We start from the raw sequence: 13143 nt of genomic DNA, 5'->3' as shown, positions 1-13143 counted from the left end.
AGCCTCATGGCTCCTTTTTTACATTCATAAACTAAAAAATATTAATTGACCTGAATTTCTTTGCCACGTTGATAACCATCAACATAGAACTCCAATTGCTCCAATGCCCAATTAACATCGGCTTCAATTGCAGTTAAGTTATAAATTCGCTCAAAAATAGGCAGTAATTCCTCAAGCGGATAATGCTTTTCAAATGAACGAAGAATACGACTATGATCCGTCACTTGAGTATCTTCCTGATCAATCAATAACTCTTCATACAATTTCTCACCAGGACGTAGTCCAGAATAATGAATTGCTATATCACCGATATCCGTTCCTTCTTCACGAACTTTTAAACCGCTTAAAGCGATCATTTGACGTGCTAAATCCTGAATTCGAACAGGATCTCCCATATCTAACAAAAATACATCACCACCTGTGCCGAGAGCTCCAGCCTGAATAACCAATTGTGATGCTTCGGGTATTGTCATGAAGTAACGAGTGACATCAGGATGTGTAACGGTAATCGGGCCACCTTTGGCAATTTGCTGTTTAAATAAAGGTACGACCGAACCTGAAGAACCTAAAACATTACCAAAGCGCACAATACTAATTTGTGTTTGATTTTGCGCCTCAGCCATTGCTTGGCAATATAGCTCTGCCATTCGCTTCGAAGCACCCATCACATTGGTTGGGCGGACTGCTTTATCAGTTGAAATCAATACAAAGGTTTCCACGCCTTTTTTAACAGCTGCATTTACACTAAAAGCTGTACCCACAGAGTTATTTTTTAATCCTGCTAAAGGATTACATTCAACTAAGGGGACATGTTTATAAGCTGCTGCATGATAAACGGTTTGCACGTGGTATTGTTCAATGACTCGCTCAAGTTTAGCTTCATCTAATACTGTTCCTAAAATTGGAATAATTTCAATATTACAATTCAGACGTAGCTCTTTATCAATGCTATATAGTGCAAACTCAGTGAGTTCAAATATTACTAATTTTTGCGGGTGGTTTTTAATAATTTGCCGACACAACTCCGACCCAATTGAGCCTCCTGCTCCTGTTACCATTACAACTTTATTATGAATATTTTTAGCGAGCAGCTCAGGAATAGGCGGAACAGGATCTCGACCTAATAAATCAATAATATCAACTTCACGAATATCGGAAACATGGATATCACCATCGACCAATTTCGTTAAGCCAGGAATTTCAGTAATTTTAATATGCGCTGGCTCTAAGAACTTCACAATTTCACTTTTACGTGTACGTCCTACAGAGGGTAATGCAATTAAGATTTCATCTACTTTTTCTTGATCAAGATGCTTAAGTCCTTGATCAGCATTATAAACTTTTAATCCACCAATAATTTGCCCTGTAAGTGACTCATCATCATCGATAAAAAATAATGGAAAATGCTCATCAGAACGATTTAGCATAGCCGCAATTTGTTGACCTGCATAACCTGCACCATAAATCACAATTTTTCTTTTGGGCATATTCGTCTGTAAACTCGCTCTCACGATAAAACGAATTGCGCTACGACTAAACCACACCCAAGCAAACATTAAAAAACCAAACATCAATGGAATTGAAGTGGGTATAAATGCATGACTACAATACGCTAAAGCATATAAACCTAAGATTGTTAATCCTGTAGCAATTGCTAAACGAGTAAAAAAAACTTCGTTAAATGTACGAACAATAAAATGATAAAGTCCACAAATGAGTGACATAGCTACAGCAAGAGTACTTACCCAAAGTGAGCCATATGCGATATTAGGAACAACTTCAGCACCTAAATTAAATTCACGTAACGCATAACAAAACCAGATGAGAACTGGAAATACTAAAAAATCTAAAATTACTAAAAATAATTGTTTGGCGTATCGAGGAGAATTCACCAAGGGCATAATGACTGATTTCACAGGATTAGTCTTCTCTATGCTATTTATATAATTGAACTAAAAATGTTTTTAGTCGATCTAGCATTTTTAAACAAATGTAAAAATGTAAGCGAGTTCAATTATTGAGACTCGCCACACAGAAAATGAATTAAATTTTTGAAAGTACACTTTGAATTGCGTGAATTGTTGTACTTAAACTATTTTCACTTAAGGTTGGATGCACAATAAACATCAGACTAGTTTCCCCAAGTTTTTGTGCATTTGCTAAACGCTGTTCAGGGCGCCAAGGCGTTCCATCAAAAGCATGTTCTAAATAAACCTCAGAGCACGAACCACTAAAGCATGGGACACCTTGTGCCGTGATTTCATTCATAATGCGATCACGTGACCAACCTTCAGGTAAATGCTCTGGATTCACTTGAACATAACATTTATATGCTGCATGTACATATTCCTCACTTGGCTGTGAGACAGTTATATATGGTGTTTCAGCAAAGGCTGCATAGATTTTCTGCATGTTTTCATTACGGACCTTGGTCCATTCAGCCATTTTTTTCAACTGAATACGCCCAATGACTGCTTGCATTTCCATCATGCGCCAGTTGGTGCCAAACGAATCATGTAACCAGCGGAAACCTGGCGGGTGCTGCTTGTTATAAATGCTGTCAAAGTTTTTACCATGGTCTTTGTATGACCACATTTTTTTCCATAAAGCTTCGTCATTAGTGGTAACCATGCCGCCTTCACCGCCAGTGGTCATGATCTTATCCTGACAGAAAGACCAAGCACCAATGTGTCCGATAGAACCCGCAGATTTCCCTTTGTATTTTGCGCCATGTGCCTGTGCACAGTCTTCAATAACATAAATGCATTTATCTTGTGCTAGCTGCATGATTGGATCCATATCACACATCCAACCCGCCAAATGTACACAGATAATTGCTTTAGTATTTGGTGTTAAAACAGCTTCGATCGTACGCGCAGATATATTTTGCGAATCTAACTCTACATCTGCAAATATAGGGTTTGCACCAGCAGTCACAATAGAGCTTGCAGAAGCGAGGAATGTTCGTGAAGTGACTATCACATCATCCCCTGCCCCAATACCCAAAGCTTTTAATGCGACATCGAGTGCAACCGTACCGTTTGCCAAAGCTACGGCATATTGAGTTTCTGCAAAAGCGGCAAATTCTTTTTCAAATTCACGGCATTCTTGACCTGTCCAATAGTTTACTTTATTTGACAGTAATACTTTTGATACAGCATCTGCCTCTTCTTGCGTAAAGCTTGGCCACGGTTCCAATGCAGTGTTTAACATATCTCTTTCCTAAATTGATTTTTTAAAAATCTTTATTTCTTCTCTAAAATTCGGGCTGGATTACCTACAACAGTAACGCCTGCGGGAACACTTTTGGTCACGACTGCACCCATACCAACCACAGCACCTTTACCAATCACTAATGGTTTGTCTGGGGTACCTTGTTTGATCACCGCACCTGTTCCAATATAGGCATGATCTTCAATATGAATATTGCCATTACATTTTACACCAGGTGCAAATGTTACGTAATCGCCAATGATGCAATCATGTGCAACGTAACTATAAATATTGGCATGGAAAAACTTACCAATTTTAATATTCGAGGTTAAGCAGGTAAATGGACAGAGTAAACTACCTTCAGCAATCTCAACTTCATCTAAAATAACTGTATTTGCAGCTTGAATTTCTAAATGTTGAACATTATCCTGATTTAAACGAGCCACCAATTTTTCACGTACTAGGCTATTTGCGATTGCAATTGTCACATGTTTATCGGTTTTAGAATCATTGATAAAATCCGTGTAGCTTAGTACTTTATATCCGTTTAAATCTGTATTTGCTTGACCGTCATCAATAAATACAAAATGTTCTTTATTGAATTCAGTAAATTGCGCACGTACTAGTGGCATGACTTCTTTACCAAATCCGCTTGCACCGTAAACACCAATCAATTTATTCGACATTATTTTTCATCCTTATGTTTCGATCCTGTAAAGCGAGTCATGGTTGCCTCACCTTCTGCACTAATGTCATCTTTAGCAATGACCTTTTGCACAGTTTTCAACATGATTTTAAAGTCCAATACGGTTGACTGGTTTTCGACATACCATGTGTCTAATTTGAATTTTTCTTCCCAGCTAATGGCATTACGTCCATTCACTTGGGCATGACCCGTCATGCCTGGGCGCACATTATGGCGTTTTGCCTGTTCTTCATTATATAAAGGCAAATATTCCATAAGTAATGGACGTGGGCCAACCACACTCATATCACCTTTTATGACATTCCAAAGCTCTGGCATTTCATCCAAACTCGTTGAACGCAGCATTTTACCAAATGGCGTCAAGCGTTCACTATCGGGTAGCGGATTACCTTGTGCATCTACTGCATCTTTCATGGTGCGGAATTTGATCATTTCAAATGGCTTACCATTTAAACCTGGACGCACTTGACGAAATAATACCGGCGAACCTAAATTTTTTTTCACTTTATATGCAACGTATGCATATAGAGGAGAAAGGAGGATTAAAGCAATAAAGGCAATGACGATATCTAATAATCGTTTAAGCATTGATTTCATAACCCCTTACTATGCTGTAATAATATTTTTTCCAACTGAGCCGCAAGACGATCCCTTGAAAAATCATTCATAGCTAATCTCTTAGCATTAATGCATGCTTGAGTGTATGCCTCATTATCACCTATAAACTCTTCTAGCTCATTAGCAATTTCTTTTATCGATTTTTTCCAAGCCACAACACCACAGTTATTTTGCTCTATAATATCTTTTTGCCAACCACCATAATTAATTAAAATTGGTTTAGATGCAGCAAGTGCATCAAAAAACTTATTTGCGGAATTTGCTTGTATTGCAGGTAAATCAATAGCAAAACTAGAAGCCATCGTCGCATATTTAAGAAAATACGGAATTTCTGTTTTAGGAACTTGTTTTCGTATAAATAATTGCTCGTCTAAAACTTTATATTCCCGTGCTTTTTTATATATAGTTTCAAATTCGAGGCCATCACCAATTAGTAAAATTTTTATGGTAGATCCTCTTTGCTTAAGCTCCCTCGCTAAATCTACAGCTACACCGACACCATTTACCATTCCAAACGTGCCAGTATAAATAATTGTTTCAGCATTTGGTAACCAAGTATTTTTCTCTTTAAACTTCAAATAATCTTCTTCACTAACATCAAATAAATCATTATCGCAACTGTTTGGAATTACCGAAACTCGATCTTTTGGGTATCCAGTGGATATAACACCTTCTTTCATACCTTCAGAAAGTGCAATGACGTGTGATGAATTTTTGTATGCCCATTTTTCCAAAGCTTTTGCTAAAAAAATTTGATAGGGCTTTCTCAAAATTCCCATAGCAATAGGAACTTCAGGCCATAAATCGCGCACTTCAAAAACTACAGGTATTTTATGTTTGCGGGCACCTAAAATAGCTGGCAATGCAATAGTCAACGGCGTGCTTGTAGCAAAAATGACATCTGCTGGAATCTGACTTACTTTTTGTTTTGCGGCAAATGCAAACCGAAAAAATGCTTGTATACGTCGTTTAAACGACATTTTATTATTATATGGATTCGGAAACCAATGAACTGTTATTCCATCAATCATTTCTTGATACCATTCTGTATGAGGCGAATCTCCTACCCATGAAGTAACAATATGCACTTCATGACCAGCAGCTACTAAACGCTTTGCCATTTCATATGAACGCGTACCACCAGACATATCTGGTGTATTGAAATATTGATGCAAATAAATAATTTTCATATATGTTTATTACTCATAATAGTCTTAATTAAATTCATAGCACCTAAACTTTTAAATTTATTAAAGTTTTTAACATGAAATAACAAAGATAAAAATTTACCTTTATTTTTACCAAAAATTTTCTCGAAAACAGCAGATCGAATAAAGACTCTTCTTAGATTAATTTCAGTACCAGTTGATAATTCACGGTGATAGCTTAATGGAATGGGAAAAAATTTACCTTGTAAATTATTACTATAGGCATTTTGCAACATAACAGTTTCTAAGCCTCCAGAAAATTTTGCTCCCAAACCAAAATCTAAATCCCAGTGCGTTTTTGTTTCTTTAAAGCTTTTAACTTTAATAACAATTTCTATAGATGACACAGATAATAATGAGCGCTTAGTATGAGTAAAATCCGTATCTTTAAAACTTCTTCTAGGCTGAAGCTTTTCGGGATCATAAAAACTTTCGAGCGTAACATAATCAATTTCGGAATTATTTTCAAAAATTGATGATATTTTTTCAAATTCTTCATAAAATAGTACAACATCAGAATCTGTTGGTATTAGTAAATCAGCTGAACAGTTTTCAAGTGCAAAATTTCTACTTAATGGCAAACCTAAACGATCTAGTCTTGAATAACGCAAATTTGAATTAGCACTTAATAAATTTATTACATCATTATAATCGCAATTATCATTAACTTGATGTATAACATGAATAAAAATATTTAGCATATTAAAGATATTTTTAAAATTATTTTGTATTTTAAAAATATCTTCATTTAAACAAGAAATAGCGACCTCAAACCTTAACATAACTCTTACTCAAATAATATATATAGAAAATTATAAGCCAATAAAAACTTATCCAAACAATATCAGCAGAGATAAACAATGACCTAAAGAAGAAATATACAAATGCAGCTGTTAATAAAAATTTTACAGCAATATTTTTCACACCAGAAATAGAAAATAAAATTCCAAATAAAAACAAGAAATAAAATAACCCACCTAGCATGCCATATTCATACAAAATATATAAAATGGTATTATGATAGTCTCGACCACCAAAAATCCGATAATATGTGTTTGGATCAGCAGCAAATAAACCAATTTCACTAATTCCTGAAAATCCATTCATATAAATATTTGATCTAGTTTCATCACCCACATCAGAAATGAATAGTAAAAGTCCATCTCTCCAACCGTTAACTTGTATTAAAACTGGCATTTCAGTAAAACCATAATATATTCTACTAATAGGCTTAATATCCAAGTTATCTACAAAACTCTTTAAATCGAAATAATAGGTTAGAACACCTAAAATATATAAAGATACCACAATTGAAATTTTATAAATTTTTTTGCTTAAAATAAACCAAGATATTAATAAAGATAAAATTAAAAAAACGAGATGTGATTTTGAAAAGTGAATACATGAAAAAACCACTCCTAATACCAAAGATAACTTAACTTTATATTTAAAGCTATATGAAAAAACTAAAAGTAAAAAAGACAACAATGTAACATGATAAGAAATATTATTTGATGTGATAAAGGCCCAGCTAACAGCTGGAACAAACTTAAAATGTGCTGGACTAAAAGTTGTTAAATAAAACAGTGCTATTAGATTTGAAATCAAAAATAATCCCACCATTAAATTGTAAATTTTTTTGTAATTTGTAATTTTTATTTTTTTTACAACCAAGAATAGAATAAATGGGACTAGAACGTAAAAACTTCTTGCTAAATAGCTAAACTCACCATATAAAAAAAATGAACCAATATTTGAAAATAGTAAAATCACTGAAACAATCAGTATTAGATCAATACGTTTTACATTAAAATAATTTTCTGAATTCTTAGTTGTTCCAATATATATAAAAATAAGAACCATGAACCCTAGAGTTACAATTTGTGCTGCGCCATAGAAATTTAATGAAAATAGAATCCAAAAGTTTAAATATATAATTATTGGATAAATTGGATTCATCACAGAAAATCACTCTTCAATATTTTCTTAGAAAAATAAAATTGTAAAATATTTCTTAACAAATAAATACAATTCAACAAATAAACTGCAACTAACAGTGTAGAAAATTTCAATGCAAAATAAAACAATAAAATTGAAAAAAATCCAGAGGAAACTGTCAGCCATAGCAATAAGCGCTCTTTACCAACCATACTTAGTAATATATCACTTGGCCCAGTAAGCAAGTTTATTAATTGAGCTAAAACAAATGGTACCAAAAAGTATGATAAATTATCATAACTTTGATTATCAATCCTACCAACGCTGTAATATAGTATAAAAAATGCTATTAAACATAATAGCGCTGAAAATATACAAGCAGTTAAGGATTTATTAAAAGCCCTTCTCAACTGTTCAATATTTTTCGTTGAATATAAATATGAAAATTTAGGTGAAAATATTGCAACAATCACCATCAAAGGAAATGTAAAAATTATTGCTAATTTTTCAGCATATCTCACCATTCCGACTATTTCAATACTCTCAAAATAATTTAAAGTAAATGTTAAACTAATTTGTTGTGAAAAAATAAAAATAGATATTATAAAAAAAATACCTGAATTATATAAGTATTTTTTTTCCCAGCCAAAATCTAATTTTTGGTTTTCATTATATCTAGATATTAATGGAAATATAACAATCAAGGAGATAAAAAGCATCAACCATAGAATTGATGCATAAATATTGAGAATATCATTAATATTAAAATTAGTGTTTATAATAAAAAGTAGAATACATATTATTAAGCTCGACAACCCGGGATTAAAAATTAAGCCCTGATCCGGTCTGCCTAATGCCTGCAAAATAGTAGAATTTAAAATTAATATTGTATAAGGTATTGATGTAAACAGGATGTATAATAAATTTTCAAGTTTTATATAACTATCAAAAATTAAACATAAAGAACATAATAAAATAAAAGCTAAAAAAAACACCTTAAATGATAGTTTTATATACTCTTTTATATTTTTTAATTTTGCCACCTCTCTCATTATTGTCTTATCCATACCAAACTTTAAAACAATATGAATAAAAGTAATTGTTGAAATAATAGTGACAAAAATACCTAAATCTTTTAAACCATAATATTTTGCAATTAAAATAGGTAAGAGGAAATTTCCAAAAGCTACCGCTCCCCTTACACCAATGGTACTTAGAACCTTTATATTTAAATTCATTTCTTTAAATTCAAAACATACCAACGCATCGCTAACTGAACACCTTCAGCAATTTTAAACTGTGGTGTATAACCCAAACTTTGCTCAATTTTAGCAATACTAGCTTGCGAATGACGCACATCACCCACACGGAATTCACGATACACAGGATTACGGTCAAATTTAACGTCATTTTCAGCAAGTGCGGTTTGAATAGCATGATATAACTCATTCAAAGTCGTACGATCTCCAACTGCAACGTTATAGACCTGATTTTTTGCCTCATCAGATGAAGTTGCCGCCAAAATATTGGCTTGAACAGTGTTATCGATAAAGCAGAAATCACGACTGGTTTCACCATCACCATTAATGAAGACATCTTCGCCAGCAATCATTGCAGCTGTCCACTTAGGAATTACTGCAGCATATGCCCCATTTGGATCTTGACGCTGACCAAAAACATTAAAGTAACGCAAGCCAATTGTCTTAAAACCATAAGTTCGAGCAAAAACATCAGCATAAAGTTCATTTACATATTTGGTCACTGCATATGGAGACAATGGATTACCAATATTTTCTTCTACTTTTGGTAATGCAGGATGATCACCATAAGTTGAGCTACTTGCTGCATATGTAAAACTAGATACATTTGCATCACGTGCAGCAGTCAACATATTCAAAAAACCGCTAATATTGGTGTCATTGGTGGTGATCGGATCGGCAATCGAACGCGGTACAGAACCTAAAGCAGCTTCATGCAGCACATAATCCACACCTACACAGGCTTTTTGGCAGTCTTCAAATTTGCGAATATCACCTTCAATGAATCTGAATTTCGCCCATTGCTCCGCAGTGACCAAGCTTTGCACCTCATCAAGGTTATGCTGATGACCCGTGGCAAAGTTATCCAAACCCACCACAGTTTGGTTGAGCTTAAGTAAAGTCTCTAAAAGGTTTGAGCCAATAAAGCCAGCCACCCCCGTCACCAGCCATATTTTTGGCTGATTCATAAGTTGTTCACAAACATTCTTATATTGGCTCATCTTTGTTACTCTATTAATTAAAGGCGGATATCAGATTCAGCTTGAGATAACACGTACTTCAAGTCATAGAGTACATGATCCTCTTTACCCAACGCACGGATCGTCTCTACACCCATGTCTTTAAATTGTTCATGCGCGACTGCCAAAATCACAGCATCATATTCACCTTGTGCAGGTGCTTGTACAGGCCGAATTCCATATTCATGTTCAGCTTCAGCGGCATCTACCCAAGGGTCATATACATCAACATTGACATGATATTCTTGCAGTTCTTTCACAATATCAATGATGCGGGTATTACGGATATCAGGGCAATTTTCTTTAAAACTTAAGCCTAAAATTAAGACTTTAGCCTCTTCTACTTGAATGCGTTTTTTCAGCATGGCTTTAACTAGCTGAGTGACCACATAAGCACCCATGCCATCATTTAAACGGCGGCCCGCTAAAATAATTTCAGGGTTATAGCCAATCGCTTGCGCCTTATGGGTCAAGTAGTACGGGTCAACACCGATACAGTGACCACCAACTAAACCCGGACGGAATGGAAGGAAGTTCCATTTGGTACCTGCTGCTTGTAATACCGCTTCAGTATCAATGCCCATTTTATTGAAAATCAATGCCAATTCATTAATTAAGGCAATATTCACATCACGCTGGGTGTTTTCAATCACTTTAGCTGCTTCTGCAACCTTAATGCTGGCTGCTTTATGCGTGCCTGCTTCAATAATCAGGTTATAGACTTCATCAACATAATCAGCGATTTCAGGTGTTGAACCTGAGGTGATTTTTAAAATATTGGTGACGCGGTGCAGTTTATCGCCCGGGTTAATACGCTCAGGGCTATAGCCTGCAAAGAAATCTTGATTGAATGTTAAGCCTGAGTTTTTCTCTAAAACAGGAATACAGACTTCTTCAGTTGCACCTGGATATACCGTTGATTCGTACACCACGATATCGCCCTTTTTCAGCACTTTTGCAATGCTTTCTGAAGCTTTAACTAATGGAGTTAAATCCGGCTGCTTAAATTCATCAATTGGTGTTGGCACAGTAACAATAAAAAAGTTACAAGATTTAAGATCTTCTAAATTTGCGCTATATGTTAAATGTGTAGATTGTACTAATTCTTCCGGAGATACCTCGAGCGTATGGTCCTGCCCTGAACGCAGCTCATCAATTCGTTTTTGGTGAATATCAAAACCCACTACAGGTACTTTTTTACCAAATTCAACAGCTAGTGGTAAACCCACATAGCCCAACCCAATTACAGCAATTTTTAGTTCCGAGAGTTGCAACATTCCAGAGCCTTATAATTTATGATTTAATCATGTGAAAAACGCCTCATAATATAGCAGAAATCGCCCTTATATTTTTCGGAAATTATTATTTTTCGTAATCAAAAATTATAACTGCAAAATTCAACGTTTATTTTTTATCCAATATATTAATATTTGATTTTTAACACCAATTACTTAAATGAATTTATTATGTATTCATTAACAAATATGTGTTTTATTTCACACAATAATCATTACACTGTAGCAACACATTTTGACAGCAAATCCTAGGATGTTTACTTTACATAGTATAAAATGCTGCGTTATATATTTTAAAAATCAGGCTGTTGCCTTTTTTACAATTCAATTATTTTTATAAGTAGGATTTCGAGTGAGTTACTATCGTTATAGCTTCTTGTTAGCACTCAGTTTAGGTATGACGGGTTGTGCAATCACATCAGGTCTTCAAACATATGATTTACCAAAAGAAGGTGTTTTCCAAACAGATCTAGGTTCAACTGTAAATGTCATCAAATTATCACAAGACAATTTAGCAGCCGTTCAACCCGCACAGATTAATCAACAAAATTTTGCTCACCTTTTCAATCAACAACAACAACAATATCGATTAAATTCTGGTGATATTTTATCCATTTATTTATGGGCATATCCGGAAATAACGCCACCTACAAATACCATTAGTAATGAAGAGGCGATAAAATCAAACGGTTACCAAATCGACCAAAATGGTTATATTCAATTCCCTATTATTGGCCGATATAAAGCTGCCGGAAAATCCCTAACAAAAGTCAATCAGGAGTTACGTAGCCAACTTGCCCGCTATTTAAAAACCCCAGATGTGATTGTTCGCGTTCTTTCCTACCAAGGCCAGCGTTATTCTGTCCAAGGTAATGTAATGAAAGGTGGTCAATTTAATCTCACCGACCAACCTACCAGCGTATATACTGCTCTTGGTCTTGCTGGCGGTGTGAATACGCAATTTGGCGATAATACGTCTATTACCTTGGTACGCCAAGGACAAACTTACAACTTAAATAGCATTCAGTTAGAAAAGGCTGGCTATTCACTACATAATCTACTCATACAGCCTAACGATACAATTTATGTCAATTCACGCGAAAATCAGAAAATTTATGTAATGGGTGAATCTGGTAAAAATCAATCCCTACCAATGCGTGATCAAGGAATGAGTTTAAGTGATGTCTTGGGCGAAAGTCTTGGGGTAAACTCGCTTTCTGCAAGTCGAGGTAAAATCTACGTAGTACGTAGTGATATGAATAGCCCGATGACCGAAATTTATCATTTGGATTTAACCAGTATTGGTGACTTTGGACTCGCAAACCAGTTCAGAATGCGTAGCAACGATATTGTATATGTTGATGCATCTGGCTTGGCACGTTGGCAGCGCGTGATCAATCAGGTGATTCCTTTCTCAAATATGATCTATAACATCGACAGAATGGGTCAATAATGTTATTTAAAAATATTCTGGTGGTGTGTGTAGGTAATATTTGCCGAAGTCCTATGGCAGAATATCTTCTGAAAAAGAATCATCCCGATCTGAATATTTATTCAGCGGGAATCTCAGGCATGGTTGGACATCCAGCAGATGAAAAAGCTCAACACTGTATGCAAAAAATTGGCATCGATATGAGTGGACACATTGCGCAAAAATTAAATGCTGAACTGATCAAGAAATCAGATTTAATTTTAGTCATGAGTTCAAATCAACAAAAGCATATTGAACAAACATGGCCATTTGCAAAAGGAAAGACTTTTCGTTTAGGCCATTGGCAAGGTAAAAATGTGCCTGACCCATATCAGCATGATCAAGCTTTTTTTGACCAGACCTCAGAACTGATCCAATCTTGCATTGCAGATTGGACTAAACAAATTTAACTTTTG

The 13143-nt window shown here is 34.9% G+C and carries 12 protein-coding genes; 2 read left to right on the top strand and 10 right to left on the bottom strand.

The window, feature by feature from the left end:
* Nucleotides 1-41: 41 nt before the first annotated feature.
* The 10 genes from LXF01_RS00385 to tviB form a co-directional block, all read right to left on the bottom strand.
* Entirely contained in the window at nucleotides 42-1916 is a 1875-nt protein-coding gene (locus LXF01_RS00385; RefSeq protein ID WP_233944811.1) for a polysaccharide biosynthesis protein, read from the bottom strand.
* A 127-nt stretch (nucleotides 1917-2043) separates the two neighbouring features.
* The gene (locus tag LXF01_RS00380; RefSeq protein ID WP_233944810.1) at nucleotides 2044-3213 is read right to left on the bottom strand and encodes a DegT/DnrJ/EryC1/StrS family aminotransferase; all 1170 of its coding nucleotides are present in this window, start codon (nucleotides 3211-3213) and stop codon (nucleotides 2044-2046) included.
* A 32-nt stretch (nucleotides 3214-3245) separates the two neighbouring features.
* Nucleotides 3246-3899: an acetyltransferase gene (locus tag LXF01_RS00375; RefSeq protein ID WP_233944808.1), complete on the bottom strand. Its 654-nt coding sequence runs from the start codon at nucleotides 3897-3899 to the stop codon at nucleotides 3246-3248.
* Complete coding sequence (locus LXF01_RS00370) at nucleotides 3899-4507, bottom strand: sugar transferase (RefSeq protein ID WP_326489494.1); 609 nt, start codon at nucleotides 4505-4507, stop codon at nucleotides 3899-3901. Before LXF01_RS00370 ends, LXF01_RS00375 begins: the two co-directional genes overlap by 1 nt.
* A 5-nt stretch (nucleotides 4508-4512) precedes the next feature.
* A complete protein-coding gene (locus LXF01_RS00365; protein ID WP_233944805.1) occupies nucleotides 4513-5727 on the bottom strand; it encodes a glycosyltransferase family 4 protein in 1215 nt (404 codons plus the stop codon).
* Entirely contained in the window at nucleotides 5724-6527 is an 804-nt protein-coding gene (locus tag LXF01_RS00360) for a glycosyltransferase family A protein (protein WP_233944803.1), read from the bottom strand. The genes LXF01_RS00365 and LXF01_RS00360 overlap by 4 nt, the downstream gene beginning before the upstream one ends.
* Entirely contained in the window at nucleotides 6514-7707 is a 1194-nt protein-coding gene (locus LXF01_RS00355) for an O-antigen polymerase (RefSeq protein WP_233944802.1), read from the bottom strand. The genes LXF01_RS00360 and LXF01_RS00355 overlap by 14 nt, the downstream gene beginning before the upstream one ends.
* Entirely contained in the window at nucleotides 7704-8921 is a 1218-nt protein-coding gene (locus LXF01_RS00350) for a lipopolysaccharide biosynthesis protein (protein WP_233944800.1), read from the bottom strand. The genes LXF01_RS00355 and LXF01_RS00350 overlap by 4 nt, the downstream gene beginning before the upstream one ends.
* The gene (locus tag LXF01_RS00345) at nucleotides 8918-9943 is read right to left on the bottom strand and encodes an NAD-dependent epimerase/dehydratase family protein (protein ID WP_233944798.1); all 1026 of its coding nucleotides are present in this window, start codon (nucleotides 9941-9943) and stop codon (nucleotides 8918-8920) included. The genes LXF01_RS00350 and LXF01_RS00345 overlap by 4 nt, the downstream gene beginning before the upstream one ends.
* A gap of 17 nt (nucleotides 9944-9960) precedes the next feature.
* Nucleotides 9961-11238 carry a Vi polysaccharide biosynthesis UDP-N-acetylglucosamine C-6 dehydrogenase TviB gene (tviB, locus tag LXF01_RS00340; protein ID WP_180122106.1) on the bottom strand — a complete coding sequence of 426 codons (1278 nt, stop codon included), beginning with the start codon at nucleotides 11236-11238 and terminating at the stop codon, nucleotides 9961-9963.
* A 415-nt stretch (nucleotides 11239-11653) separates the two neighbouring features.
* Between tviB and LXF01_RS00335 the strand changes: the two genes are divergently transcribed.
* Together LXF01_RS00335 and LXF01_RS00330 are read left to right on the top strand one after the other, a co-directional pair.
* Entirely contained in the window at nucleotides 11654-12709 is a 1056-nt protein-coding gene (locus tag LXF01_RS00335; RefSeq protein ID WP_180022948.1) for a polysaccharide biosynthesis/export family protein, read from the top strand.
* Nucleotides 12709-13137, top strand: coding sequence for a low molecular weight protein-tyrosine-phosphatase (locus tag LXF01_RS00330; RefSeq protein WP_078194091.1), 429 nt, complete (start codon nucleotides 12709-12711; stop codon nucleotides 13135-13137). Before LXF01_RS00335 ends, LXF01_RS00330 begins: the two co-directional genes overlap by 1 nt.
* Nucleotides 13138-13143: the final 6 nt, after the last annotated feature.

The organism is Acinetobacter sp. SH20PTE14 (assembly GCF_021391555.1).
GTDB lineage: Bacteria > Pseudomonadota > Gammaproteobacteria > Pseudomonadales > Moraxellaceae > Acinetobacter > Acinetobacter amyesii.
The sequence above is the reverse complement of the archived record's forward strand: the minus strand, read 5'-3'. Positions and strand labels throughout refer to the sequence as shown.

What these genes read in the sequence shown, in the direction of transcription:
- LXF01_RS00380 (WP_233944810.1), bottom strand. Translation starts at nt 3,213, where the DNA reads ATGTTAAACACTGCATTGGAACCGTGGCCAAGCTTTACGCAAGAAGAG.
- LXF01_RS00375 (WP_233944808.1), bottom strand. Translation starts at nt 3,899, where the DNA reads ATGTCGAATAAATTGATTGGTGTTTACGGTGCAAGCGGATTTGGTAAA.
- LXF01_RS00370 (WP_326489494.1), bottom strand. Translation starts at nt 4,507, where the DNA reads ATGCTTAAACGATTATTAGATATCGTCATTGCCTTTATTGCTTTAATC.
- LXF01_RS00365 (WP_233944805.1), bottom strand. Translation starts at nt 5,727, where the DNA reads ATGAAAATTATTTATTTGCATCAATATTTCAATACACCAGATATGTCT.
- LXF01_RS00360 (WP_233944803.1), bottom strand. Translation starts at nt 6,527, where the DNA reads ATGTTAAGGTTTGAGGTCGCTATTTCTTGTTTAAATGAAGATATTTTT.
- LXF01_RS00350 (WP_233944800.1), bottom strand. Translation starts at nt 8,921, where the DNA reads ATGAATTTAAATATAAAGGTTCTAAGTACCATTGGTGTAAGGGGAGCG.
- LXF01_RS00345 (WP_233944798.1), bottom strand. Translation starts at nt 9,943, where the DNA reads ATGAGCCAATATAAGAATGTTTGTGAACAACTTATGAATCAGCCAAAA.
- tviB (WP_180122106.1), bottom strand. Translation starts at nt 11,238, where the DNA reads ATGTTGCAACTCTCGGAACTAAAAATTGCTGTAATTGGGTTGGGCTAT.
- LXF01_RS00335 (WP_180022948.1), top strand. Translation starts at nt 11,654, where the DNA reads ATGACGGGTTGTGCAATCACATCAGGTCTTCAAACATATGATTTACCA.
- LXF01_RS00330 (WP_078194091.1), top strand. Translation starts at nt 12,709, where the DNA reads ATGTTATTTAAAAATATTCTGGTGGTGTGTGTAGGTAATATTTGCCGA.